The sequence below is a fragment of the Pseudomonas sp. FG1 genome (assembly GCF_034313875.1).
In the GTDB taxonomy this organism is placed as follows: domain Bacteria; phylum Pseudomonadota; class Gammaproteobacteria; order Pseudomonadales; family Pseudomonadaceae; genus Aquipseudomonas; species Aquipseudomonas veronii.
In genome coordinates this window covers 3,507,487-3,532,443 of record NZ_JAVIWP010000001.1, presented here as the reverse complement: position 1 = coordinate 3,532,443, position 24,957 = coordinate 3,507,487, and the positions used below count along the sequence as shown (strand labels likewise).

Below are 24,957 nucleotides of genomic sequence, written 5' to 3'. Positions count from 1 at the left end.
CGACCGGAATGCCGGACACTCTTGGCCCTCGACCCTCTCAGCCTTGTGGCGTTAATGGATCGGCGGTAGTGTCATCGGCAGTCATCGCCCAACCGATAGGAGCCCATCATGCCCATCGCCCCTGCGCTGTTTTATGTACGCACCTCGATGCTCGATGTGGCGTATGAAGCCCACGGCCCCGTCGACGGTGAACCGGTGATCCTGCTGCACGGTTTCCCCTACGACCCTCGCGGCTATGACGATATCGCCCCGGCCCTGGCCGAGCGCGGCTGTCGGGTGTGGGTGCCGTACCTGCGTGGTTATGGCCCGACGCGGTTTATCAACGCGCAGGTGATGCGCTCCGGGCAACAGGCCGCGTTGGCCAAGGACCTGCTGGAGTTCATGGATGCGCTGTGTATCCCGCGGGCCACCCTGGCGGGCTACGACTGGGGTGGGCGTGCCGCCTGTATTGTCGCGGCACTGTGGCCGGAGCGCGTGCGCGGGTTGGTGAGCGGGGACGGCTACAACATCCAGGACATTGCCAAGTCGCTCGAGCCCAGGCCGCCAGAGACGGAGCATCGGTTGTGGTACCAGTACTATTTCCACACCCAGCGTGGCGTGGATGGGTTGACCGCCAATCGCCGGGCGTTTTGCCAATTGCTGTGGTCACTGTGGTCGCCCTCCTGGACGGCAGGCCCCAGCCTCTATGGCCAGAGCGCGCCATCGTTCGATAACCCGGACTTTGTCGACGTGGTGATTCATTCCTACCGTCACCGCTTCATGTATGCACCGGGCGATCCCGCACTGGCGCCCATCGAACAGGCACTGGCGCTGCAACCGCCGATCGCGGTGCCGACGATTTCGCTGTGCGGCGCCGATGATGGCGTGGGCCCGCCGCCGCTGGAGGATGACGACGCGCAGCACTTCAGCGGCTTCTATCGGCGGCAGGTGTTGCCCGGCGTCGGCCACAATATCCCTCAGGAAGCGCCGCAAGCGACCCTTGAGGCACTCCTGGAATTGCTCGCCTAGGCCGCTGGCGAAAAGCGCTCGCGATAAGCCTGCGGCGTGACTGACAAGACCCGCAGGAAGCTGCGCCGCAAGGTCTCTTCACAACCGAACCCGCACTGCACGGCGATGCGTTTGATCGATGTGCTGCTGTCCGCCAGTTGCCGGCGGGCGGTTTCGACGCGGATCAGCTCAACCGCGCGCGCGGGGGTCTGGCCGGTTTCGGCGCGGTAGTGACGCACGAAGCTGCGCTCGCTCATGCCGGCCTGGGCGGCCAGGGTGGCGAGGGTCAGGTCGAGGGTCAGGTGCTCCGCGATCCACGCGTGCAACTCGGCAAAGCGGCTGTCGCCTTTTTGCAATGACAAGGTCACGCTGAACTGCGATTGGCCACCGGGGCGTTTGAGGAAGACCACCAGGTGCCGCGCGACTTCCAGGGCCACGGCGCGGCCCAGGTCTTGTTCCACCAAGGCCAGGCACAGGTCGATCCCGGCGGTTACACCGGCCGACGTCCACACGGTGCCCTGCTGGATGAAAATCGGGTTGGCCTCCACCGTCAGCGCCGGGAACTTGCGCGCCAGCTCTTCACAGCGTGTCCAGTGCGTCGCCACGCGACAGCCGTCGAGCAAACCACTGGCCGCCAGCAGAAAAGCCCCGGTACACACCGAGGCCATGCGCCGGGTGTGCCGGGCTTTTTCGCGCACCCAGTCCACCAGCGCCAGGTCTTCGGCGGCGCCATAGACACCCCAGCCGCCGGCGATGAGCAGGGTGTCGCAAGGCGTGTCGACGGCGGGCAACGGCTCGGCCACCAGCGCCAGGCCGGCGGAGGTCATCACCGGCGCCGCCTGGGCGGCGATCACCGAAACCGCGTAGGGCAACGGCGCACCGCGCTGGCGCGCAAGGTCGTTGGCCGAGGCGAACACCTGCAAGGGCCCGGTCACGTCGAGCACTTGGGCATTATCAAAAGCGAGTACATGAATGATGCGCGGCATGTTTGGCGTGATTCGTGGGTTCAATGGCGTATTCGCCAAAGCCTAGGCCTCTAGAGTGAAACCGTCCACCCCTTATCGGAGCTTCATTCATGACCTTGCAGATCGGTTTTCTGTTGTTCCCCGGCATCCAGCAACTGGACCTCACCGGCCCCTATGACGTCTTGGGCTCGCTACCGGATGTGAAGTTGCACCTGGTGTGGAAAGACCTTTCGCCGGTTACCTCCAGCACCGGGCTGGTGTTCACGCCGACCATGACCTACGCCGATTGCCCACACCTGGATGTGCTCTGCGTCCCTGGCGGCAGCGGCGTCGGCCCGTTGATGGAAGACCCGCAGACCCTCGACTTCCTCAGGGCCCAGGCGCTCACCGCGCGTTATGTCACCTCGGTATGCACCGGTTCGCTGGTGCTCGGTGCGGCCGGTTTGCTGCGCGGGCGCAAGGCCACCACCCATTGGGCCTATCACGACCTGCTCGCCCCGCTCGGCGCCATTCCGGTTCAGGCGCGCGTGGTGCGGGACGGCAACCTGCTCACCGGCGGCGGGATCACTGCGGGGATCGACTTCGCCCTGACCCTGGCCGCTGAGCTGTACGACGAAGCAACAGCGCAATTGGTGCAGTTGCAGATCGAATACGCCCCGGCGCCACCGTTCAATGCCGGCCGGCCGGATACCGCGCCGAAGGCCGTGCTGGAAGAGGCCAACAAACGCACGGCCGAGTCGCGCAAGGTCCGCGTAGAAATCACTGCGCGGGCGGCAGCGCGCCTGGGTTGATACGCGTCGCAGTTGCCGCTGCGCGGCGGGTCGCCGATGATACGGGGCAGCGCGATTGCGACGAAGCTCGATTCCGAAGCGCGGGCTGCCCTTCCCCCCCAAGAAGTTTATTGATGAATACCCACGACGGATTAATTCCCTGCATCATTTCCGGCGGTTCGGGTACCCGACTGTGGCCAGTCTCCCGGCAAAACATGCCCAAGCCGTTCATGCGTATGCGCGATGGCCAGAGCCTGCTGCAGAAAACCTTCCTGCGCGCCAGCCGCCTGCCCGGGGTGGAAAACGTGCTGACGGTCACCAACCGTGACCTGCTGTTTCGCACGCTGGATGACTACCGCCTGGTGAACACAGCCCGCCTGCCCCTGGACTTGTTGCTGGAGCCCTTCGGCCGCAACACGGCAGCGGCGATGGCGGTGGCGGCGCTGCATGTGCTGGAGCACTTCGGCGACGACGCACCGTTGCTGGTGATGCCCGCCGACCACTTGATCCTCAATGAAAGCGCGTTCGCCGCGGCCGTGCGCCAGGCCCGCGAGCTGGCCGCAGCCGGCTACCTGGTGACCTTCGGTATTGAGCCTGATCGCCCGGAAACCGGCTTCGGCTACATCGAACAAGGCGCCGCATTGAGTGCGGGAAACCGGGTCAAACGCTTTGTCGAAAAACCCGACCTGGCCACCGCGCAAGGCTATCTCGACGGCGGCCAGCACCTGTGGAACGCCGGCATATTCTGCTTCAAGGCCAGCACCCTGGTGAACGAGCTGACCACCCACGCCCCGCAGGTGCTGACGGCCGCCAAGGCCGCGCTGGCGCACAGCCAGAGCCTGCAGAATACGACCTCGCGCCAGCGCGAACTGGATGCCGATGGCTTCGGCGGCGCGCCGGACCTGTCCATCGACGTGGCGCTGATGGAGAAGTCCACGCAGGTGGCCGTGGTGCCCTGCGATATCGGCTGGAGCGATATCGGCTCCTGGGAAACCCTGCGCCAGCTCACCCCCAGCGATGCCCAGGGCAATCAGGTCAATGGCGAAGCGATTCTGCATGACGTCCACAACTGCTACATCGACTCGCCCAGGCGGGTATTGGGCGTGGTGGGCGTGCGCGACCTGATCATCGTCGACACCGCCGACGCCCTGCTGATCGCCGATGCCCACCGCAGCCAGGATGTGCGCCACATCGTGGCCGAGCTCAAGCGCCAGAACCATCCGGCGTACAACCTGCACCGCACGGTGACGCGGCCATGGGGCACCTACACGGTGCTGGAGGAAAGTGCGCGCTTCAAGATCAAGCGCATTGTGGTCAAGCCGCTGGCGTCACTGTCGTTGCAGATGCATCACCACCGCAGCGAACACTGGGTGGTGGTCAGCGGTACCGCGCAGATCACCAATGGCGAGCGGGAATTGCTGATCAACGCCAACGAGTCCACCTACATTCCGGCCGGGCACAAACACCGCCTGACCAACCCCGGCAGCATCGAGCTGGTGATGATCGAGGTGCAGAGCGGCGAGTACCTGGGCGAAGACGACATTGTGCGCTTCGACGATATCTATGGGCGCGCGCCCGCCGAAGGATAAGCCTCAGTCATCCAATGGCTGAGGGGCCGGTTTGCTGCCGGGCTTCGCCGGTTTGGCGGGCTTGGCGTTCTTGCCTGGCGCGGGGGCGACAGGTTCGGGTTCCGCAACGGCAGCCGCTTCTTTCTCGGCCATCGGCATCTGGTCGATGGCGCTGAAAAACTCGCTCACGTTGAGGGTATCCGGCGGCACGGTCTTCTCGACTTTCTTCTCGCCGTCCTTGCCGACCAGGATCACTTTGGTGCCGCTGCCGGCGCCTAATTTGAGGGCGCGGATCAGCGCGTTGGTTTCAGGCGGGGCAAGCTTCTTGTTGTCCTTGGGGTCCTTGGCGAACTTCTCCCCTTCGGCACCGATGCTGCCGAACTTCACGGTGTACAACACCATGCCGCGCTCTTCAAAGGACTGCTTGGTGGCAGGCTCGTCCAGCTGTTTCTTGAGCTTGGCCAATGTGTCATTGCCGGAATCAAGCTCCACCACCACCAGCGGCCGGGCCTTGCCCAAATCCTGCTTGAGCGGGTTGATATCATCAGCAGCCAACAACGGCCCCGTAAAAGCCATCAAGGTAGCCAGGGTCAGCGACCGGATGAGCATGCGTACCTCCTTTGAATTCCATGCAGGGTTCTTGAGTTTCATGTCTGCGACAGCCAAATTCAAGGATGATTCCTACACCGCCTTGAGAAAGCGTAGGTCAGGACGCCGGCTACGCAAGGGGTGACGAGTGCTAGCAGTCATTGTTTCCTTTGATTGCGCAGGCCCAGGCCGCAAGTTTTTCGCAGGCTTGCAGTGCGATCTGCTCGTCAGGCTTGCCTCGATAGTGCCGGTCCACCGCATCACCGGCGATCAACCCGGCAATCAGCGGCGCACCCACGGCATCGGTCAAATCCAGCCACTCCCCCCAATTGGCGGGGTGATCGTACCAACGCAGATAACCATCGCGGGAAACCGGCCACCAGCGCTGGTCGAATTGCAGCACGACCTTTTCCAGGCGGCCCATGGTGAAAAACGCCAGGGCCTCTCGGTAAGCCGTCGGCAAGCCTGGCGTAAAGTGCAGGTGTTTGAGTACCGGTATCGGCACCGTACAGATGCAGGCATCTGCATTGAGGGCATCGACCCACACGCCGTGCTCGTCCCAGGCAACGTGCTGCACGGGGTGATTGAGGTGGATATTCAGGCCGCTGGCGGCGTCTTCCAGTAATTGCCGATAGCCTTGAGGCAGAAACTGGTCGCCGTGGCCAACGCCCTCCTCGTCGAGCGTATGCGTCGACAACTGGTCCAGGGGCAACCCGGCTTCGAGGATCAGGTTAGCGTCGATGGCATAGCGGGCAGCGCGGCGTTCGGGGGCATTGAGGGTCGCAAGGTATTGATCGATGCCCTGCGCCAAGGGTTGATGACGATCAATGGCCTGTTTCAAGCGTTCATACGCGCCATTGATGTCAGGTACGGGGCCGTCCCACGCGGCAGCCAATGGTTGCGAGAAATCGGTAGGCCGTCGCTCCAGGCCCAACTGCTCGGCACGTCGGGCCAGCGGGTTGAGGGCATAGTGCTGCAACCAGGCGGCCCCCGCATCCACCGTATGGTCACCCAGGGCCACACTGTTCACGCGCCCGCCGATGCGGCTGCGCGCCTCGAGTACGCGCACCTCCAAACCCTGCGCCTGCAACGCACGTGCGGCACTCAGGCCGGCAAACCCGGCACCGATAACGATGACCTTGCGGGCGCGGGTGCCGGCCACCGCCTTCGCCGCGCGGATGCCACTGTCCCAAGCGCTGTGGGTCATGGCGCAATGATCGTGGTTGAAGGCTTCGCCAGCGAGGAACAGGCGATTATCAATCGGCGTCGAGAGCAGGCGCCGCAGGCTGACATCGCCTCCCGGCAACATTGCGCTGTAGGCACCTTGGCTATAGGGGTCGTCGCACCAGCGCGTGACGTGCCAGGCGACAGGACGCGGCACTGTCATTGCTGCGGCCAATGCCGAGCGAACACCGGCGCGACGAGCGGGTCGGCGTCCACCCGGGCCAGGGTCTGGGCGAACGCCGGCCGCGAGGCTTGCAACGCCTCTCGCGCCGCATCCCAGCGCGACACCGCCGCCGCCATGATGCCCAGGGCATTCGGCTGCTGGTCGGGGGCGAACAATTGGTCGGCAAACTGATCGGCGAACACCCTCCAGGCCTGGTGCAGGTAGTCGCGCGTGCCGCTGATCAATTGCGCTTGCGCCGCCTCATCGGCGTTGCCCAGCCAGCGTTGCGGGTAGTCGATGATGCCGATCGCCGAGTAGCAATTGGCGGCGATGTACACCAGGCCGCGAAGGATCTGGCCGCGGTTGCCGGTGAGCAGGTTGGCGGCCGGGAATTCCAGGCCCAGGTGGATCAGGATCGCCGCGCTTTCCGTCAGTACCTGGCCGTCGGGCGTCACCAACGTGGGGATCTGTTTGAGCGGGTTGATCCGTGCGAGCGCTGCACTGCCTTCGCCGTCCTGCCAGGAGCTGGCGTCCACCCGATGCCACGGCACCGCGCAACGCGGCAGGGCAATTTCAATCATGCATGAGCCGGAGTCGTCGGTGCCGTAGAGCGTGTACATGGGGGTTCCTCCTGAATGTGAGGTAGCAGTTGCCGAGCACGCCAACAGCGTAGCCGCTTAGCCACGCGAGGCAAGTACTTCAGAACAGGCCCATTTGCCCGCCGACCAGGGTGCCGAAGTCGTCATTCACAAACGGCAGAATCGCATCGGCCACCGGCTGCAATTGCCGCGTGACGTAGTGGTCATAGTCAATCGGGGCCTGGCGCACCTCCAGCGGCTCCGGGCCGTTGACGGTGATCACGTAGCTGATCCAACCGCCGCGCTGGTACTGACGCGGGCGGTTCATGCGGTCGTTGTAGTCGTCGGCCAGGCGCGCGGCGCGCACGTGGGGCGGGACGTTGCGCTCGTAGTCGTCCAACCGGCGGCGCAGGCGCTTGCGGTAGATCAGCAACTCGTCGAATTCGCCGCTCAAGGTGCGCCGCACGTAGTCGCGCACGTAATCCTGATGGGGCTGGCGATGGAAGATGCGCTGGTAGAGCTCCTGCTGGAATTGCCGGGCCAGGGGCGACCAGTCGCTGCGCACGGTTTCCAGGCCCTTGTAGACCATCTCTTCGCTGCCATCGCCGCGCACGACCAACCCGGCGTACCGCTTCTTGCTGCCCTCCTCGGCGCCGCGAATGGTCGGCATGAGGAAGCGCGTGAAGTGGGTTTCGTATTGCAACTCCAGCGCGCTGTGCAGGCCGAATGCGTTGTGCAAATGCGCGCGCCACCAATCGTTGACGTGCTGCACCAGCGCCTGGCCGATGCGGCTGGCGTCCTCCTGGGAATGCGCGCTGCCGAGCCAGACGAAGGTCGAGTCGGTGTCGCCGTAGATCACTTCATACCCCTGGGCTTCGACCAGTTCGCGGGTCTGGCGCATGATCTGATGGCCGCGCAGGGTGATCGAGGACGCCAGGCGCGTATCGAAGAAGCGGCAACCGCTGGAGCCGAGCACGCCGTAGAAGGCGTTCATGATGATTTTCAGCGCTTGGGACAACGGTGCATTGTGTTCACGCTTGGCCTCTTCGCGGCCTTCGGAGATACGCGCGACGATGGCGGGCAGGCAGTGCCGGGTGCGGGAGAACCGTGCGCCGCGAAAGCCTTCCACCGACGCACTGTCATCGGGGTGCTTGAGGCCTTCGACCAGGCCTACAGGATCGATCAGGAAGCTGCGGATGATCGACGGGTAGAGGCTTTTGTAGTCCAGCACCAACACCGATTCGTAGAGGCCGGGGCGTGAATCCATGACAAACCCGCCGGGGCTGGCCTGGGGCGGCTTGTCGCCCAGGTTCGGCGCGACGAAGCCCTGGCGGTGCATCAGCGGCATGTATAAGTGGGTGAATGCGGCCACGGAGCCACCGTTGCGGTCGGCTGGCAAGCCGGTGACGCTGGCGCGTTCGAGCAGGAACTTGAGCAGCTCGGTCTTGGCGAAAATCCGCGTGACCAGTTCGCAGTCCTTGAGGTTGTAACGCGCCAGGGCCGGCTTGTCCTCGGCGAACATGCGGTTGATCTCGTCCATGCGCTGGTACGGCGTGGAGATGTCCTTGCCTTCGCCGAGCAGGGTTTGCGCGACGTTTTCCAGGCTGAAGGATTCAAAACTCCAGGTGGCCGAGCGCAGCGCTTCGATACCGTCAATGATCAACCGCCCCGCCGCGGCCGCGAAGTAATGATTGCGGCTGCCGTGTTCGCGCCAGGTCATGGGCTCTTCGCCGCGGCCGAGCAGGAGCGGCACGTTGAGGCGCTGGGCATGTTCGTGGAGCACGCGCAGGTCGAACTGCACCACGTTCCAGCCGATGATCGCATCGGGGTCATGGGTGGCCAGCCATTGGTTGAGGCGTTCGAGCAATTGGCCGCGGGTGTCACAGTAGTCGAGCTTGAAGTCCACCGCGTCGCTCTTGTTCGGCGGGCCGAGCATGAATACCTGGCGCTCGCCGCAGCCTTCGAGGGCAATGGAATACAGATCGCCCTGAGCGGTGGTCTCGATGTCCAAGGACACCAGTTTGAGCGGCGGACGATAGTCGGGGGCGGGTTTCATCTGCGCTTCGAGCAACGCGCCGCTGGCGTCGGGCGTGCCGTCGAACCACACGGGGGCGGTGATGAAACGCTCCATCATGTAGCGCTCGGGCGGGCGCACGTCACCTTCGTAGACATCGACACCGGCGGCGCGCAGGCGCTTTTCCAGGTCCATCAGTTGCCGATGCTGGCGGGTGTAGAGGCCTAATACCTTGCGGTGATGGAAATCGCACAGCTCCAACGGGCGCAATTCGATATCGCGCTCGTCTTTGAGTAGCCAATCCAGCGGCTTGCGATGGGCTTCGGGGATGAATATCACCGAGCTTTGCACGGGGAGGCGAATAAGCCGCGGCCCCTGGTCGGTGGCCAGCCAGAAGCTGACCTGCGTCCCCGCCGGGGTGTCGCGCCAATGCCGGGTCAGGACAAAACCCTGCTGTAAATCCACCGTGCCGCACCTCAGGAATCACGTTCAGGGCGTGATTCTACCCGGCATCCGGCCAAACGCAGCACGTTAACGCGCACACAGTGGGCAATCGCCTCAGGCGATGCCTTGGTGGAAGTGGCTCAGGTAGCCTTCGATATTGCGCATTTGCTCGTCCCAGCCGCGGGAATTCATTTTGAAGGCTTTCAGGCGGCGGGCTTCGGGCACTGTGTCGAAGCCGGATTCAACGACCCGCAGCAGAATGCCCGGGGCGCGGTCTTCAACGGTGAACTCCACCAGTGTCGGTGTTTCCTTGTCGTAGTCGAAGCCCTTTTCGACAGCGAAGGGGTGCCACGAGAAAGAAAACCGCGTCTGCGGCAGGATGCGTTCGATCTTGGCTTTCCAGATCAGGTGTTCGTAACCTGGGTAAGTGATCGGCGCTTCGATCGTTTCCCCGGCGACAAAGGTCTTGCCCTTGAGGGCGATGCCAAACCAGCGGCCGAATTGCTCGGCATCGGTGAGTGCCTCCCACACTTTTTTGCGTGGAGCGTTCAGTAGGACTTTCCGTTCTATACGATCTGATACGTGCATACGTCACCTCCTCCATTGACAGTAGGCGACATCGACCAATGCGCAACCTTGGGTTCTGCGCGATGATGATGCCCCCATTGTTGTCCAGGCCCTTAGGTTATGACTGACCCGTTGAATGGAAGTTGCTTCTGTAAAGCCGTGCGCTACCAGGTGGACAGCCTGGACATGCCCATCAGCCACTGCCACTGCGACAGCTGTCGCAAGGTGCATGCGGCAGCGTTTGTGAGCACCGCCGGCGTAATGCGTGAGCACTTTCGCTGGACCCAGGGCGAAGAACTGTTGGCGGCCTTCGAATCCTCGCCAGGCAAATTCAGGCGCTTCTGCTCGCGCTGTGGCTCACACCTGATGGCCGAGCGCGGGCATCAGCCCCATGTGATTGTGCGGGTGGCGACGCTGGACGATGATCCGGGCATCAGGCCCACCGCGCATATCTGGACGGCCCACGATGTGCCGTGGCTGGCGCATGAGGGCGTGCAGCCGTGGGACGAATGGCAGCTGTGAGTCAGACGTGGGGGTCGCCGGGGGCTTTGCTCGGCGTCGCATATTGCGGCTTCAAGTGGCCTTCGTGGTCGAGCAGCCAGGCGTCCATGATCTGGCGCACCACCGGGCCTGCGACGCGGCCACCGGCCTCGCCGTTTTCGATCATCACCGAAATCACGATCTGGGGGTGCTCCGCTGGCGCAAACCCGACAAACAGCGCGTTGTCACGGTGGCGCTCCTGGGTTTTGTCGCGGTTGTAGCGCTCGCCCTGTTTGATCGCCACCACCTGCGCGGTACCACTCTTGCCGGCGATGCGGTATTGCGCGCCTTGCGCAGCCGCCCGGGCGATCCCGCGCGGGTCGTGCATCACCAGTTGCATCCCGTGGTTGACCTGCTCCCAGTCACGCGGGTTCTTGAGGACCACGTTGGGCATCGGGTGCTCGTCCACCGGTGCCACGCCGTTGATGGTCTTGGCCAGGTGCGGCCGATTCCACACGCCTTTGTTGGCAATCAACGCAGTGGCCTGGGCCAGTTGCAGCGGCGTGACTTGCATATAACCCTGGCCGATGCCGAGGATCACCGTTTCGCCCGGGAACCAGGGCTGACGCCGGGTCGCGCGCTTCCAGGCCTGGGACGGCATCAGGCCGGCCGACTCTTCGAACATGTCCAGGGAGACTTTCTGGCCGAGGCCGAACTCGGCCAGGTAGTCGTGCAGACGGTCGATGCCGAGCTTGTGGGCCAGGTCGTAAAAATAGGTGTCGTTGGAGCGCATGATGGCGGCGTCCATATCCACCCAACCGTCGCCGCTGTGGTTCCAGTTGCGGTATTTGTGGTCAAAGTCGGGCAATTGATAGTAACCGGGATCGAACACGCGGGTCTGGGCCGTCACTACCCCGCTGTCGAGACCCGCGATGGCCACTTCCGGCTTGATCGTCGAACCCGGCGCATAGAGACCGCGCAGGACGCGGTTGAACAGCGGCCGGTCGATGGAATCATGCAGGGCGGCGTATTCCTTGAAGCTGATGCCCGTGACGAACAGGTTGGGGTCGAAGCTGGGTTTGCTGACCATCGCCAGTACTTCGCCAGTTTGCGGGTCGAGGGCTACCACGGAGCCACGACGATCGCCCAGCGCTTCTTCCGCCGCCTCCTGGAGTTTGACGTCGAGGCTCAGCACGATGTTTTTGCCGGGGATCGGATCGGTATGCTTGAGCACACGCAGTACGCGCCCCTGTGCATTGGTCTCAACTTCTTCATAGCCGACATGACCATGCAGTTCTGACTCGTAGAAGCGCTCGATGCCGGTCTTGCCGATGGACTGCGTGCCGCGGTATTCCACCGAGTCGAGGGCTTTGGATTCTTTTTCGTTGATGCGGCCAACGTAACCGATGGAGTGAGCGAAATGCGCGCCCAGGGGGTAGTGGCGGACGAATTGCGGTTCGACGTCTACACCGGGCAGGCGGAATTCGTTGACGGCGAGTTCGGCGATCTGTTCTTCGGTCAGCTCATAAAACAACGTAACCGGAACAAAAGGATGCCGCGCCTGCTTCAGCGCCCTGTCGAATACGGCACGGTCTTCTGCCGGCAGGTGCAGCAGGCTGACGATCGCGTCCAGCTCGCCCTTGAGGTCGGTGGTGCGCTCGCGGGTGATCGTCAGGTTGTAGCTTGGACGGTTGTCGGCCAGCACGACGCCATTGCGGTCATAGATCAAGCCGCGAGTCGGTGTGATGGGCAGTACGTGGACACGGTTGTTTTCAGAAATCGTCGAGTGATAGTCGAATTGCACGACCTGCAGGAAATACAGGCGGCCCACCAGGGCGCAGGTGATGCCGATCACCAACAAGGCGCAGGCGAGCAGGCGCTTGTTGACCAGGCGGTTTTCGTTTTCGTGGTCTTTGATCGGGATTGGTTGAGGCATTTCTACAGCATCTCGTTGAAAAAGGTCGACGCCGCGTCCTGCGGATAAAAGCTCAATCCTTGTGAAAATGTGCTGCACCATACCAAAAATGCAGAAACACTTTGCATCGATTTCCCCAACGGTACCTGGGAAGAGCCGTGTGGTGCCGTTGAGTCAGACGGCACCGAGCATCAGGGGATGAGGCTACTGTTACCAGATGGCAACGGTGGCCTCGAACAGCAGGGGGATTTCAGATCCACAGGTCGTTCATGGCAGTGCGGTCTCCTCCTTCATGGCCGGTGTTCAAGATGCCGCGTGGTTCGATCATCATCAATTTGGCTTCGCCTTCGGCGGCCGTCCGATGCTCTATTCCGCGAGGAACGACATACAGCTCACCCGGTGCCACATACACGGGACCGTCCGGAAGGTCGATGCGCAGTGTCCCTTCAAGCACGAAAAACGCCTCGTCGGTTTCTGGATGTGAGTGCCAGATGAACTCGCCTTCGATGCGTACAACCTTGAACTGGTAGTCGTTCATCTCGGCGACGACTCTCGGGCTCCACTGTTCACTGATGAGCGAAGCCTTTTGCGCGAGATTGACAGGTTGTGCTAGGTGCTGCTGAGTCATGACAGATCCTCTGGTAGGTGAGAGTTGTCAGACTATCGAAGGAAGGGTCGAGCGCTCTTGTACGATCTTGCAGTTTGAGGAGAGCGATACAAAAGCCTTTAGTAGACACTGCCAAGGAAGCACTGAAGACCACCGCAATGAGGCGCCCTTTCCGACCGCCCAAAACAAAACCCCTGTCTGCGTAAGCAAACAGGGGTTCTGGAATTTAATCTTGACGATGACCTACTCTCACATGGGGAAACCCCACACTACCATCGGCGATGCATCGTTTCACTGCTGAGTTCGGGATGGGATCAGGTGGTTCCAATGCTCTATGGTCGTCAAGAAATTCGGGTACTGAGTCGTGGCCAGCTGGCCTCGCTTCAGCAAATTGGGTATGTGATAGCTTTCGGTGTTTTGTAAGAGTCGAACTTTCGGTTCATTTCGTCTTCACACACCGCAATCTGATGCTCTTTCGAGTAGTCAAATTGCTTGGGTGTTATATGGTCAAGCCTCACGGGCAATTAGTATTGGTTAGCTCAACGCCTCACAGCGCTTACACACCCAACCTATCAACGTCGTAGTCTTCGACGGCCCTTCAGGGGACTCAAGGTCCCAGTGAGATCTCATCTTGAGGCTAGTTTCCCGCTTAGATGCTTTCAGCGGTTATCTATTCCGAACATAGCTACCCGGCAATGCCACTGGCGTGACAACCGGAACACCAGAGGTTCGTCCACTCCGGTCCTCTCGTACTAGGAGCAGCCCCTCTCAAATCTCAAACGTCCACGGCAGATAGGGACCGAACTGTCTCACGACGTTCTAAACCCAGCTCGCGTACCACTTTAAATGGCGAACAGCCATACCCTTGGGACCGGCTTCAGCCCCAGGATGTGATGAGCCGACATCGAGGTGCCAAACACCGCCGTCGATATGAACTCTTGGGCGGTATCAGCCTGTTATCCCCGGAGTACCTTTTATCCGTTGAGCGATGGCCCTTCCATACAGAACCACCGGATCACTAAGACCTACTTTCGTACCTGCTCGACGTGTCTGTCTCGCAGTCAAGCGCGCTTTTGCCTTTATACTCTACGACCGATTTCCGACCGGTCTGAGCGCACCTTCGTACTCCTCCGTTACTCTTTAGGAGGAGACCGCCCCAGTCAAACTACCCACCATACACTGTCCTCGATCCGGATAACGGACCTGAGTTAGAACCTCAAAGTTGCCAGGGTGGTATTTCAAGGTTGGCTCCACGCGAACTGGCGTCCACGCTTCAAAGCCTCCCACCTATCCTACACAAGCAAATTCAAAGTCCAGTGCAAAGCTATAGTAAAGGTTCACGGGGTCTTTCCGTCTAGCCGCGGATACACTGCATCTTCACAGCGATTTCAATTTCACTGAGTCTCGGGTGGAGACAGCGCCGCCATCGTTACGCCATTCGTGCAGGTCGGAACTTACCCGACAAGGAATTTCGCTACCTTAGGACCGTTATAGTTACGGCCGCCGTTTACCGGGGCTTCGATCAAGAGCTTCGCGTTAGCTAACCCCATCAATTAACCTTCCGGCACCGGGCAGGCGTCACACCCTATACGTCCACTTTCGTGTTTGCAGAGTGCTGTGTTTTTAATAAACAGTCGCAGCGGCCTGGTATCTTCGACCGGCATGAGCTTACGGAGCAAGTCCTTCACCCTCACCGGCGCACCTTCTCCCGAAGTTACGGTGCCATTTTGCCTAGTTCCTTCACCCGAGTTCTCTCAAGCGCCTTGGTATTCTCTACCCAACCACCTGTGTCGGTTTGGGGTACGGTTCCTGATTACCTGAAGCTTAGAAGCTTTTCTTGGAAGCATGGCATCAACCACTTCGTCATCTAAAAGATGACTCGTCATCAGCTCTCGGCCTTAGAATCCCGGATTTACCTAAGATTCCAGCCTACCACCTTAAACTTGGACAACCAACGCCAAGCTGGCCTAGCCTTCTCCGTCCCTCCATCGCAATAACCAGAAGTACAGGAATATTAACCTGTTTTCCATCGACTACGCTTTTCAGCCTCGCCTTAGGGACCGACTAACCCTGCGTCGATTAACGTTGCGCAGGAAACCTTGGTCTTTCGGCGTGGGTGTTTTTCACACCCATTATCGTTACTCATGTCAGCATTCGCACTTCTGATACCTCCAGCAAGCTTCTCAACTCACCTTCACAGGCTTACAGAACGCTCCTCTACCGCATCACTTACGTGATACCCGTAGCTTCGGTGTATGGTTTGAGCCCCGTTACATCTTCCGCGCAGGCCGACTCGACTAGTGAGCTATTACGCTTTCTTTAAAGGGTGGCTGCTTCTAAGCCAACCTCCTAGCTGTCTAAGCCTTCCCACATCGTTTCCCACTTAACCATAACTTTGGGACCTTAGCTGACGGTCTGGGTTGTTTCCCTTTTCACGACGGACGTTAGCACCCGCCGTGTGTCTCCCATGCTCGGCACTTGTAGGTATTCGGAGTTTGCATCGGTTTGGTAAGTCGGGATGACCCCCTAGCCGAAACAGTGCTCTACCCCCTACAGTGATACATGAGGCGCTACCTAAATAGCTTTCGAGGAGAACCAGCTATCTCCGAGCTTGATTAGCCTTTCACTCCGATCCACAGGTCATCCGCTAACTTTTCAACGGTAGTCGGTTCGGTCCTCCAGTTAGTGTTACCCAACCTTCAACCTGCCCATGGATAGATCGCCCGGTTTCGGGTCTATTCCCAGCGACTAGACGCCCTATTAAGACTCGCTTTCGCTACGCCTCCCCTATTCGGTTAAGCTCGCCACTGAAAATAAGTCGCTGACCCATTATACAAAAGGTACGCAGTCACCTAACAAAGTAGGCTCCCACTGCTTGTACGCATACGGTTTCAGGATCTATTTCACTCCCCTCTCCGGGGTTCTTTTCGCCTTTCCCTCACGGTACTAGTTCACTATCGGTCAGTCAGTAGTATTTAGCCTTGGAGGATGGTCCCCCCATATTCAGACAAAGTTTCTCGTGCTCCGTCCTACTCGATTTCATGACTAAGAGATTTTCGCGTACAGGGCTATCACCCACTATGGCCGCACTTTCCAGAGCGTTCCGCTAATCTCAAAGCCACTTAAGGGCTAGTCCCCGTTCGCTCGCCACTACTAAGGGAATCTCGGTTGATTTCTTTTCCTCAGGGTACTTAGATGTTTCAGTTCCCCTGGTTCGCCCCTTACACCTATGTATTCAGTGTAAGGTAACCATCTTATGATGGCTGGGTTCCCCCATTCAGACATCTCCGGATCAAAGTCTGTTTGCCGACTCCCCGAAGCTTTTCGCAGGCTACCACGTCTTTCATCGCCTCTGACTGCCAAGGCATCCACCGTATGCGCTTCTTCACTTGACCATATAACCCCAAGCAATCTGGTTATACTGTGAAGACGACATTCGCCGAAAATTCGAATTTCTCAATTAAGAGAACTCACAAATTTTACCTTAGCCTGATCCGTTACCAGTGAAAGTAACGTTCAGTCTATCTTTCTATCACATACCCAAATTTTTAAAGAACGATCTAATCAAAGACTAGAAATCAACATTCACCATCATCACGATGGAATGCTCATTTCTAAGCTTTCAACTTCCAGAAGCAGTAGTGGTGGAGCCAAACGGGATCGAACCGTTGACCTCCTGCGTGCAAGGCAGGCGCTCTCCCAGCTGAGCTATGGCCCCGTATTTCTACAGGTTCCCACACAAAATTGGTGGGTCTGGGCAGATTCGAACTGCCGACCTCACCCTTATCAGGGGTGCGCTCTAACCAACTGAGCTACAGACCCAATTTCGGGCTGCTTCTTATCGTCTTCTTCAATGAATCAAGCAATTCGTGTGGGAACTTATGGAGCAGCTGATGTCGTCGATTAAGGAGGTGATCCAGCCGCAGGTTCCCCTACGGCTACCTTGTTACGACTTCACCCCAGTCATGAATCACACCGTGGTAACCGTCCCCCCGAAGGTTAGACTAGCTACTTCTGGTGCAACCCACTCCCATGGTGTGACGGGCGGTGTGTACAAGGCCCGGGAACGTATTCACCGCGACATTCTGATTCGCGATTACTAGCGATTCCGACTTCACGCAGTCGAGTTGCAGACTGCGATCCGGACTACGATCGGTTTTCTGGGATTAGCTCCACCTCGCGGCTTGGCAACCCTCTGTACCGACCATTGTAGCACGTGTGTAGCCCAGGCCGTAAGGGCCATGATGACTTGACGTCATCCCCACCTTCCTCCGGTTTGTCACCGGCAGTCTCCTTAGAGTGCCCACCATTACGTGCTGGTAACTAAGGACAAGGGTTGCGCTCGTTACGGGACTTAACCCAACATCTCACGACACGAGCTGACGACAGCCATGCAGCACCTGTCTCAATGTTCCCGAAGGCACCAATCTATCTCTAGAAAGTTCATTGGATGTCAAGGCCTGGTAAGGTTCTTCGCGTTGCTTCGAATTAAACCACATGCTCCACCGCTTGTGCGGGCCCCCGTCAATTCATTTGAGTTTTAACCTTGCGGCCGTACTCCCCAGGCGGTCAACTTAATGCGTTAGCTGCGCCACTAAGAGCTCAAGGCTCCCAACGGCTAGTTGACATCGTTTACGGCGTGGACTACCAGGGTATCTAATCCTGTTTGCTCCCCACGCTTTCGCACCTCAGTGTCAGTATCAGTCCAGGTGGTCGCCTTCGCCACTGGTGTTCCTTCCTATATCTACGCATTTCACCGCTACACAGGAAATTCCACCACCCTCTACCATACTCTAGTCAGTCAGTTTTGAATGCAGTTCCCAGGTTGAGCCCGGGGATTTCACATCCAACTTAACTAACCACCTACGCGCGCTTTACGCCCAGTAATTCCGATTAACGCTTGCACCCTCTGTATTACCGCGGCTGCTGGCACAGAGTTAGCCGGTGCTTATTCTGTCGGTAACGTCAAAACAATCACGTATTAGGTAACTGCCCTTCCTCCCAACTTAAAGTGCTTTACAATCCGAAGACCTTCTTCACACACGCGGCATGGCTGGATCAGGCTTTCGCCCATTGTCCAATATTCCCCACTGCTGCCTCCCGTAGGAGTCTGGACCGTGTCTCAGTTCCAGTGTGACTGATCATCCTCTCAGACCAGTTACGGATCGTCGCCTTGGTGAGCCATTACCTCACCAACTAGCTAATCCGACCTAGGCTCATCTGATAGCGCAAGGCCCGAAGGTCCCCTGCTTTCCCCCGTAGGACGTATGCGGTATTAGCGTCCGTTTCCGAACGTTATCCCCCACTACCAGGCAGATTCCTAGGCATTACTCACCCGTCCGCCGCTCTCAAGAGAAGCAAGCTTCTCTCTACCGCTCGACTTGCATGTGTTAGGCCTGCCGCCAGCGTTCAATCTGAGCCATGATCAAACTCTTCAGTTCAAACATCTTTGGGTTTTTAAGAAACCCTAAACTTGGCTCAGCAATCGTTGGTTACATCTTTGATTTCTCGCGGAGTAACTTGTGATGCTGATAATCTTGTTGACTATCAGTCTGACTCCACAAGCACCCACACGAATTGCTTGATTCAGTTGTTAAAGAGCGGTTGGTTAAGATCTTTCGTCTCAACCGAGGCGCGCATTCTACAGCAGCCTCATTTGCTGTCAAGTGATTATTTTCAGAAGTTTTCAAAGTTTCCTTTGTAACTTCAACCACTTGCGCTTCCGATCTCTCGTTAGCGGGAGGCGAATTCTACAGCGTTACACGCTGCTGTCAACACCTCTTTTTCTCCGCTTTCGACCGAGAAGATCGAAACGTCAATAGAGCCAAACAACCCTGCTCTACCAACTCCTTCCAGGTTTCGATGAACTGAAGCAGGTCGCTGTCGAATCTTGCGTAACTCTTTGTTTACCAAGGAGTTTTCCGTTTCGACTGCGCCGGAAGTGGGGCGAATTATAGACGTCCAGGATTTGCCGTCAACCTTTAATTTGGTTTTTCTATCAAACAGCGGAAAACCTCCAAAGCCACTCTATATAGAAGGTAGAAAACTGATAATTGAGCAATATATTGCTCAGCGACACACACTTAAGCATCATAGGGCTCTTTGCTACTCAAATATGACCTCGGACGAACACCCCAATGACCACCTCCCCTCGCAGCCTGGCCTCGGCACTGTTTCCTGTCGGCCTGCTGTTGATCGCCATGGCTTCCATCCAGTCCGGCGCTTCGCTGGCCAAGACCATGTTCCCTATCGTCGGCGCTCAAGGCACCACCACGCTGCGCCTGATTTTCGCCAGCATCATCATGTTGCTGATATTGCGCCCATGGCGGGCCACGCTGACGGCCAAATCCCTGCGCACCGTGATTGTTTACGGAATGGCGTTAGGCGGCATGAACTTCCTCTTCTATATGTCGCTACGCACAGTCCCCCTTGGTATCGCGGTAGCCCTGGAGTTCACCGGGCCGCTCGCCGTCGCCCTCTATGCATCGCGCCGCGCGGTGGACTTTCTGTGGATCGCCCTCGCGGTTGTCGGTCTTCTGCTGTTGATCCCCACGGGAGAAACCAGCACCGGGATTGACCTGGTCGGTGCGGCTTATGCACTAGGCGCAGGTGTTTGCTGGGCGCTCTACATTCTGTTCGGCCAAAAGGCAGGGAATGATAACGGCGTGCAAACCGCTGCCCTCGGCGTCATGATCGCCGCCTTGTTCGTCGCACCGATCGGCATCGTTCATGCGGGTACGGCATTGCTGACGCCTGCGCTGATTCCAGTTGCCATCGGCGTCGCCATCCTGTCCACGGCGCTCCCCTACACCCTGGAGATGGTCGCGCTGACTCGCCTGCCCGCCCGTACTTTCGGCACCTTGATGAGCATCGAGCCCGCATTCGGCGCGCTCTCGGGCCTGTTCTTCCTGCAGGAGCATTTGTCGCTCGCACAGTGGCTGGCCATCTCCTGCATTATTCTGGCCTCCGTTGGCGCCACGCTGACCATGCGAAACGAGGCCAAACCTCTAGTACCAGCCGATTAATCATCTTTGACGGTAACTCTGGTATTTGTCGCTCATTTGGGCCATGTTTAGGCCGCAAACAAATGTCATTCATGGAGAGTTTCGACAAGGACAGCGCGAACGCTACAATCGAGAGCGAGTAAAGCCAGCTTCAGGCAATTTTTTCGAAGCGGCTATTAAGGATGGGAATGAAGCGAATTTTGATACTGTTAATGGTCGTGGCCATTGCTGGCTGTGCCGCGACCACCAAGACAGAAGTGAAACGGGGCAAAAAAGGGCTGCATATCAACTGTTCAGGGCTGTCCTCCTCTTGGGACCAGTGCTACACCAGTGCAGTCAACTCATGCGGCGCCAAGGGCTACCGGGTTATCGCCAAGTCCGGTGACAACTCCGAGGAGCCTGGGGACTACCCCTTCGGCCTCAACCCTGCTGGTTACACCAGCCGGAGCATGATCGTCATCTGTAAATAGCGGCCCGAGCAGTCCACTTCCGACTGCTCCGCAGCGCCCACCGAACGCCTCGACCCCGCGCAGCCCTTCGCGACGCTGCGACCGGCCGCCTGCGCGCAAATCACAAGCGGCACTTGCCGAGCAGCGACCGATCAAATAGCCGCGGTGCGTACCTGCAACCACTCCAGCGCAGCGCCACTGAGCAATGGGCTCAAACGCTGACACACCTCGGCATGGTACGCATTGAGCCACTGGCGCTCCTCCGCCGTCAGCAACGACGGCTCCAGACAACGGGTGTCGATCGGGCACAAGGTCAGGGTTTCGAACTCGAGGAACTCACCGAACTCGGTCTTGCCCGCTTCGCGATTCAACACCAGGTTCTCGATACGCACGCCCCAACGCCCCGGACGGTAAGTACCCGGTTCAATGGAGGTGATCATGCCCGGCTGCATCGCGGTTTGCGGCGCAGTAGCGGCCTGGTAGGCGATGACCTGCGGACCTTCATGCACATTGAGGAAATAACCTACACCGTGCCCCGTGCCATGGCCGTAGTCCACACCTTCGGCCCAGATCGGCGCGCGTGCGATGGCATCGAGCAGTGGCGACATAATGCCCTTGGGAAAATGAGCACGGGACAGGGCGATCACCCCCTTGAGCACGCGGGTGCAATCACGCTTCTGTTCATCACTCGGCGCTCCGATAGGCACCATCCGCGTGATATCGGTAGTACCGCCCAAGTACTGGCCACCCGAGTCGATCAGCAGCAGGCCATCGCCTTCGATCAGCGCATGCTCTTCTTCGGTGGCGTGGTAATGCGGCATCGCGCCATTGGCATTGAACGCAGCGATGGTGTTGAAACTCAGCGACACATAACCGGGACGGCGGGTACGTGCGGCCGTCAGGTGTTCGTCGATGGTCAGTTCAGTGATGCGTTCACGGCCCAGCGCACTCTCCAGCCAGGCGAAGAATTCGCACAAGGCCGCGCCATCCTGCTCCATGGCCAGGCGGATATGTTCCGCGTCGGCCAGGCTCTTGCGGGATTTGGCAAGCGTCGTCGGGTTCAGCCCTTCCACCAGCTTGACGCTGGCATCCAGGTGTTCCAGCAAACCGGCGGTCACGCGTGCCGGATCAACCTGCACACTCGCGCCCGATGGCACCGCGCGCAGGGCATCGGCGACTTCGCTGTAATCGCGCAAGGTCACGCCATCCTGCTCAAGCACCGCCCGCAGCGCGGCATCGACTTTGCTCAGCGCCACAAACAACGTGGCCTGTTGCGCACTGATGAGGGCGAAGGACACAAACACCGGGTTGAACGATACGTCGGCACCGCGCAGGTTAAACAACCAGGCGATGTCATCCAGGGTGGCGATGAAGTGCCAGTCGGCGCCCTTTTCTTTCAAGCTGGCGCGCAGTGCAGCGAGTTTTTCGCCACGGCTGACGGTGGCCTGCGGTGGCAGGTGCTGGTAGATCGGCTGATTCGGCAACGCCGGGCGGTCGCTCCAGACTTCATTCAGCAGGTCGATGTCGGTACGCAGGCGAGCACCGCGCTCCGCCAGTTTGCCGCCCAAGGTACGCGCCGACGCCACGGCCATTACCGCACCGTCGACCGCCACCACGGCGCCCTGCGGCGTCTGTTCGGCCAGCCACTCCAGCGGGCCAGGTTGACCCGGCTGCAGCTTCACCAACTCGATACCGCTGCCCTTGAGTTCCTTGGTCGCTTGTTCCCAGTAGCGGCTGTCGGCCCAGACACCGGCGAAATCCGCGGTGACGATCAGCGTCCCCACCGAGCCGTGGAAGCCCGACAACCATTGACGCCCCTGCCAGTAGCCCGGCAAGTATTCGGACAGGTGCGGGTCAGCGGACGGCACCAGCAAGGCATGAATGCCTTCGCGGCGCATCAATTCACGGGTATGCGCCAGGCGCTGGGGAACCGTTCCATGGGTCAAAGGCTGCGTACTCATTGTGTCTCCTGCTAACCACGAATAATTGTTATGGATTACGAATGAAGAATCAGACCGCCCAGAACGCCGGCGCACTGGCAAGGGTGGCCTTGATCAACTGCACGGCCTGGTCGATATCCTGCTCGGTGGTGAACCGCCCCAGGCTCAAGCGAATGGTTCGACCGGCGCTGCGGGCATCATGCCCCAGCGCCAGCAGCACATGGGAGGGCGCATTGCTCGCCGAATTGCAGGCCGAGGTGGCGGAAAAAGCAATGCCCGCACTCAAGGCCGCGGCGTTGAACTCGCCTTCACCGAAGGTGAGGCTGAGGGTGTGGGGAATGCGCTGGGTGGCGCTGCCATTGAGACGCACACCGACGACCGACGCCAGTTGATCGAGCAGGCGCTGGCGCAAGGCCACGATCTCCGCCTGCTCTTCACTGAACGCCTGCGCCGCCAAGGCGAACGCCGCGCCCATGCCCGCAATCTGGTGGGTTGCCAGTGTACCGGAGCGCAAGCCGCCCTCGTGGCCACCGCCGTGAATCTGCGCCAACACCTTCCGCTGCGCCCGCGGCCCGACATACAGCGCGCCGATCCCCTTGGGGCCATACACCTTGTGCGCGGAAAACGACATCAAATCCACCGGCCATTGCGCCAGGTCGATCGCCACCTTGCCCGCGCCCTGTGCCGCGTCCACATGCAACAACGCGCCGTGTTCACGCACCCGCGCGCCAATGGCGGGGATGTCGTTGAGGGTGCCCAACTCGTTGTTCACCAACATCAGCGATACCAGGAAGGTGTCCTCACGCAGTGCTTCACTCACCGCCTCGGCACTGATCAACCCATCGGCGTCCGGCGCCAGGTAGGTCACGGCCACTCCGGCCTCCTGCATCTGCCGCGCGGTGTCCAGCGTAGCCTTGTGCTCGATCTGGCTGGTGATGATATGCCCACCCGCCAAGCCCCGCGCTTGAGTCACCCCCTTGATCGCAAGGTTGTTGGACTCCGTCGCGCCGGACGTCCAGACGATCTGTTCCGGCTCGGCACCGACCAGCTCGGCCACCTGGCGACGCGCCTGTTCAACCGTTTGCCGGGCCGCTTGGCCGAAGGCGTGGGAGCTGGACGCAGGGTTACCGAAATTGGCGTGCAAGCCCAGACACTCGACCATCACCTGGATGACCCGCTCGTCCACCGGGGTGGTGGCGGCGTAGTCGAAATACAACGGACGTTTATTCATAACCTTAGGGACTCGCAGAGCAGGTTCCCGAGAGCAACGTCTCAGGGGCATCGACCGGAACAGAGGTCGTCAGGTTTACCCGATCGAATGCCATTAAAAAAGGACCACTTGACGTAAATGTGCGTAGGAACGCTCCTGAAATTCAGCTTAACAGGCTGACATAGCGCCATGGCAAACAAAAAGCCCGAGGCTTCTTGAGAAACCTCGGGCTTTTTGCCACTGAGCACCGGCTCAACTGGAGCGGCCATGCAGGGTCACATTACGTTCGGCGTTCATTTCGCCCTGGTGAGCAAAACTGAAAGGTTGTTGTGCCTGACCGGTCAGGGCAGCCCGCTGGCGTTGATATTCGTCAAACGACAAGCCGCGACGGCTCAACGCCTCCAGCGCCAGTTCCCGGGTTTCTTGCGCCGTGTAAGGGCGTAATTCAGGCGAAGGATGGGTCGCACAACCGGCAACGACAGAAGTGACGAGTAATAAGGAAACAGCAAAAAATCGGTTCATGGCGACGGCTCTGCGAAGAAGGTCTCAAGTCAATGAACACAGGCTACTCCCGCCCCTGGACAGTGAAAAATCACCATCCGTGATAGTCGCTATCACCCGTCGCCACACCCTCATCAGCGCCACCCTTATATTCTTTTTTGATCTATAAATATGTAAATACGTTCATTTACGGAATAAGCATAACCTTCTATAAATGGCTCCACGCCAATTCGACACTGTTCGCCAGGCAACTGTTGCGCAGGCAACAGCCATTCAACAAAACACCAGGCAGACAACAGCAACGTTTTTCAGCAGTGAGCCCGCAGCCCAGGCGGATCAAGGCCTGCAGCCGTTGGTACAGCGCTTGCTCAGACCGGCTCACTTCCCCTGCTATGCCACTGTTGAAAAAGGAACTGTTGATGACCCGTCCCCTGAATGTCGTTGCCCTCTCCGGCGGAAGCTGGCGCCCGTCCCGTACCCTGGTGTTGACCCAGGCCGTGCTGGCCGAACTGGCAACGTTGTTGCCGATCCAGACGACCCTGATCGAACTCGGTGATATCGCCCGGCCACTGGGCGGCGCACTGTCGCGCGATGAGTTGCCGGCCGAGGTCGAATCCCAACTGTTGGCCATCGAACAGGCCGACTTGCTGATCGTCGCCGCACCGGTCTATCGCGGTTCTTATCCAGGCCTGCTCAAGCATCTATTCGACCTGGTTGGCCTCAACTCGTTGATCGACACCCCTGTGCTGCTGGCCGCCACCGGCGGCAGCGAACGTCACGCGCTGGTACTCGATCACTAGTTGCGCCCGCTGTTCAGCTTCTTCCAGGCCCTGACCTTGCCGATCGGCGTATATGCCACCGAAGCCGATTTCACCGATTACCAAATCACCAACGAAGCCTTGAAAGGCCGTATTCGCCTTGCGGCAGAACGCGCAGCCCCGTTGTTCGCCGCGCACGCCCCCTCACTGTTGAAAATCGCTTAA

Annotated in this window: 17 protein-coding genes, 2 tRNA genes, 3 rRNA genes and 1 pseudogene; 7 read left to right on the top strand and 16 right to left on the bottom strand. The window is 59.5% G+C overall.

The features are described from left to right. Window positions 1–108: 108 nt before the first annotated feature. Window positions 109–1,008: an alpha/beta fold hydrolase gene (locus RGV59_RS16475; protein WP_017846927.1), complete on the top strand. Its 900-nt coding sequence runs from the start codon at window positions 109–111 to the stop codon at window positions 1,006–1,008. Here RGV59_RS16475 and RGV59_RS16470 read toward each other — a convergent pair. Further along, complete coding sequence (locus RGV59_RS16470) at window positions 1,005–1,973, bottom strand: GlxA family transcriptional regulator (RefSeq protein WP_017846926.1); 969 nt, start codon at window positions 1,971–1,973, stop codon at window positions 1,005–1,007. The two genes, RGV59_RS16475 and RGV59_RS16470, sit on opposite strands and share 4 nt — an antisense overlap. A gap of 89 nt (window positions 1,974–2,062) precedes the next feature. Between RGV59_RS16470 and inhA the strand changes: the two genes are divergently transcribed. Further along, the gene (gene inhA, locus RGV59_RS16465) at window positions 2,063–2,743 is read left to right on the top strand and encodes an isonitrile hydratase (RefSeq protein WP_126585829.1); all 681 of its coding nucleotides are present in this window, start codon (window positions 2,063–2,065) and stop codon (window positions 2,741–2,743) included. Window positions 2,744–2,856: 113 nt separating this feature from the next. Beyond that, a complete protein-coding gene (locus RGV59_RS16460) occupies window positions 2,857–4,311 on the top strand; it encodes a mannose-1-phosphate guanylyltransferase/mannose-6-phosphate isomerase (protein WP_126585828.1) in 1,455 nt (484 codons plus the stop codon). 3 nt (window positions 4,312–4,314) lie between these two features. On the opposite strand, the gene RGV59_RS16455 is transcribed toward RGV59_RS16460, so the two are convergent. The 5 genes from RGV59_RS16455 to RGV59_RS16435 all read right to left on the bottom strand — a co-directional run bounded on the left by RGV59_RS16455 (window position 4,315) and on the right by RGV59_RS16435 (window position 9,889). Beyond that, a complete protein-coding gene (locus RGV59_RS16455) occupies window positions 4,315–4,899 on the bottom strand; it encodes a DUF4174 domain-containing protein (RefSeq protein WP_102618826.1) in 585 nt (194 codons plus the stop codon). 130 nt (window positions 4,900–5,029) lie between these two features. After that, complete coding sequence (locus RGV59_RS16450; RefSeq protein WP_126585827.1) at window positions 5,030–6,265, bottom strand: flavin monoamine oxidase family protein; 1,236 nt, start codon at window positions 6,263–6,265, stop codon at window positions 5,030–5,032. Next, entirely contained in the window at window positions 6,262–6,885 is a 624-nt protein-coding gene (locus tag RGV59_RS16445; RefSeq protein WP_126585826.1) for a glutathione S-transferase family protein, read from the bottom strand. The genes RGV59_RS16450 and RGV59_RS16445 overlap by 4 nt, the downstream gene beginning before the upstream one ends. A gap of 79 nt (window positions 6,886–6,964) precedes the next feature. Next, window positions 6,965–9,322 carry a DNA polymerase II gene (locus tag RGV59_RS16440; RefSeq protein WP_126585825.1) on the bottom strand — a complete coding sequence of 786 codons (2,358 nt, stop codon included), beginning with the start codon at window positions 9,320–9,322 and terminating at the stop codon, window positions 6,965–6,967. A 93-nt stretch (window positions 9,323–9,415) separates the two neighbouring features. Next, on the bottom strand, window positions 9,416–9,889 hold the full coding sequence (locus RGV59_RS16435) for an SRPBCC family protein (protein ID WP_126585824.1): 474 nt from the start codon (window positions 9,887–9,889) through the stop codon (window positions 9,416–9,418). 99 nt (window positions 9,890–9,988) lie between these two features. Here RGV59_RS16435 and RGV59_RS16430 point away from each other — a divergent pair, with 99 nt between their 5' ends. Further along, window positions 9,989–10,390, top strand: a complete 402-nt coding sequence (locus RGV59_RS16430) for a GFA family protein (protein ID WP_046483310.1) — start codon at window positions 9,989–9,991, stop codon at window positions 10,388–10,390. Between the two features lies 1 nt (window position 10,391). Here RGV59_RS16430 and mrdA read toward each other — a convergent pair whose 3' ends face one another. The 7 genes from mrdA to RGV59_RS16395 form a co-directional block, all read right to left on the bottom strand. Beyond that, on the bottom strand, window positions 10,392–12,284 hold the full coding sequence (gene mrdA / locus RGV59_RS16425) for a penicillin-binding protein 2 (protein ID WP_126585823.1): 1,893 nt from the start codon (window positions 12,282–12,284) through the stop codon (window positions 10,392–10,394). Window positions 12,285–12,513: 229 nt separating this feature from the next. Beyond that, window positions 12,514–12,891, bottom strand: a complete 378-nt coding sequence (locus RGV59_RS16420) for a cupin domain-containing protein (protein WP_126585822.1) — start codon at window positions 12,889–12,891, stop codon at window positions 12,514–12,516. A gap of 209 nt (window positions 12,892–13,100) precedes the next feature. Beyond that, window positions 13,101–13,216, bottom strand: a 5S ribosomal RNA gene (gene rrf, locus RGV59_RS16415). A 157-nt stretch (window positions 13,217–13,373) separates the two neighbouring features. After that, a 23S ribosomal RNA gene (locus RGV59_RS16410) occupies window positions 13,374–16,265 on the bottom strand. 247 nt (window positions 16,266–16,512) lie between these two features. Next, a tRNA-Ala gene (locus tag RGV59_RS16405) sits at window positions 16,513–16,588 on the bottom strand. 27 nt (window positions 16,589–16,615) lie between these two features. Next, window positions 16,616–16,692: transfer RNA gene (locus RGV59_RS16400), tRNA-Ile, on the bottom strand. Window positions 16,693–16,774: 82 nt separating this feature from the next. Continuing rightward, window positions 16,775–18,311, bottom strand: a 16S ribosomal RNA gene (locus RGV59_RS16395). Together the 16S, 23S and 5S rRNA genes with 2 tRNA genes alongside form the textbook arrangement of a ribosomal RNA operon. 696 nt (window positions 18,312–19,007) lie before the next feature. On the opposite strand from RGV59_RS16395, the gene rhtA reads away from it, so the two are divergent. Further along, a complete protein-coding gene (rhtA, locus tag RGV59_RS16390; protein WP_017846915.1) occupies window positions 19,008–19,895 on the top strand; it encodes a threonine/homoserine exporter RhtA in 888 nt (295 codons plus the stop codon). Window positions 19,896–20,062: 167 nt separating this feature from the next. Further along, window positions 20,063–20,344 (top strand): hypothetical protein, encoded by a 282-nt coding sequence (locus tag RGV59_RS16385; protein ID WP_017846914.1) that lies wholly within the window; start codon window positions 20,063–20,065, stop codon window positions 20,342–20,344. A 131-nt stretch (window positions 20,345–20,475) separates the two neighbouring features. On the opposite strand, the gene RGV59_RS16380 is transcribed toward RGV59_RS16385, so the two are convergent. The 3 genes from RGV59_RS16380 to RGV59_RS16370 all read right to left on the bottom strand — a co-directional run bounded on the left by RGV59_RS16380 (window position 20,476) and on the right by RGV59_RS16370 (window position 23,995). Beyond that, a complete protein-coding gene (locus RGV59_RS16380) occupies window positions 20,476–22,284 on the bottom strand; it encodes an aminopeptidase P family protein (RefSeq protein ID WP_126586938.1) in 1,809 nt (602 codons plus the stop codon). 49 nt (window positions 22,285–22,333) lie between these two features. Beyond that, window positions 22,334–23,494, bottom strand: coding sequence for a cysteine desulfurase family protein (locus RGV59_RS16375; RefSeq protein ID WP_102618342.1), 1,161 nt, complete (start codon window positions 23,492–23,494; stop codon window positions 22,334–22,336). 231 nt (window positions 23,495–23,725) lie between these two features. Then, window positions 23,726–23,995, bottom strand: a complete 270-nt coding sequence (locus tag RGV59_RS16370; RefSeq protein ID WP_026140011.1) for a hypothetical protein — start codon at window positions 23,993–23,995, stop codon at window positions 23,726–23,728. 398 nt (window positions 23,996–24,393) lie between these two features. Here RGV59_RS16370 and msuE point away from each other — a divergent pair. After that, a pseudogene (msuE, locus tag RGV59_RS16365) lies at window positions 24,394–24,957 on the top strand (FMN reductase).

Bases quoted from the DNA above. Each gene is read 5' to 3' on its own strand.
- RGV59_RS16475 (WP_017846927.1), top strand. From the start codon at position 109: ATGCCCATCGCCCCTGCGCTGTTTTATGTACGCACCTCGATGCTCGAT.
- RGV59_RS16470 (WP_017846926.1), bottom strand. From the start codon at position 1,973: ATGCCGCGCATCATTCATGTACTCGCTTTTGATAATGCCCAAGTGCTC.
- inhA (WP_126585829.1), top strand. From the start codon at position 2,063: ATGACCTTGCAGATCGGTTTTCTGTTGTTCCCCGGCATCCAGCAACTG.
- RGV59_RS16460 (WP_126585828.1), top strand. From the start codon at position 2,857: ATGAATACCCACGACGGATTAATTCCCTGCATCATTTCCGGCGGTTCG.
- RGV59_RS16455 (WP_102618826.1), bottom strand. From the start codon at position 4,899: ATGCTCATCCGGTCGCTGACCCTGGCTACCTTGATGGCTTTTACGGGG.
- RGV59_RS16450 (WP_126585827.1), bottom strand. From the start codon at position 6,265: ATGACAGTGCCGCGTCCTGTCGCCTGGCACGTCACGCGCTGGTGCGAC.
- RGV59_RS16445 (WP_126585826.1), bottom strand. From the start codon at position 6,885: ATGTACACGCTCTACGGCACCGACGACTCCGGCTCATGCATGATTGAA.
- RGV59_RS16435 (WP_126585824.1), bottom strand. From the start codon at position 9,889: ATGCACGTATCAGATCGTATAGAACGGAAAGTCCTACTGAACGCTCCA.
- RGV59_RS16430 (WP_046483310.1), top strand. From the start codon at position 9,989: ATGACTGACCCGTTGAATGGAAGTTGCTTCTGTAAAGCCGTGCGCTAC.
- mrdA (WP_126585823.1), bottom strand. From the start codon at position 12,284: ATGCCTCAACCAATCCCGATCAAAGACCACGAAAACGAAAACCGCCTG.
- RGV59_RS16420 (WP_126585822.1), bottom strand. From the start codon at position 12,891: ATGACTCAGCAGCACCTAGCACAACCTGTCAATCTCGCGCAAAAGGCT.
- rhtA (WP_017846915.1), top strand. From the start codon at position 19,008: ATGACCACCTCCCCTCGCAGCCTGGCCTCGGCACTGTTTCCTGTCGGC.
- RGV59_RS16385 (WP_017846914.1), top strand. From the start codon at position 20,063: ATGAAGCGAATTTTGATACTGTTAATGGTCGTGGCCATTGCTGGCTGT.
- RGV59_RS16380 (WP_126586938.1), bottom strand. From the start codon at position 22,284: ATGAGTACGCAGCCTTTGACCCATGGAACGGTTCCCCAGCGCCTGGCG.
- RGV59_RS16375 (WP_102618342.1), bottom strand. From the start codon at position 23,494: ATGAATAAACGTCCGTTGTATTTCGACTACGCCGCCACCACCCCGGTG.
- RGV59_RS16370 (WP_026140011.1), bottom strand. From the start codon at position 23,995: ATGAACCGATTTTTTGCTGTTTCCTTATTACTCGTCACTTCTGTCGTT.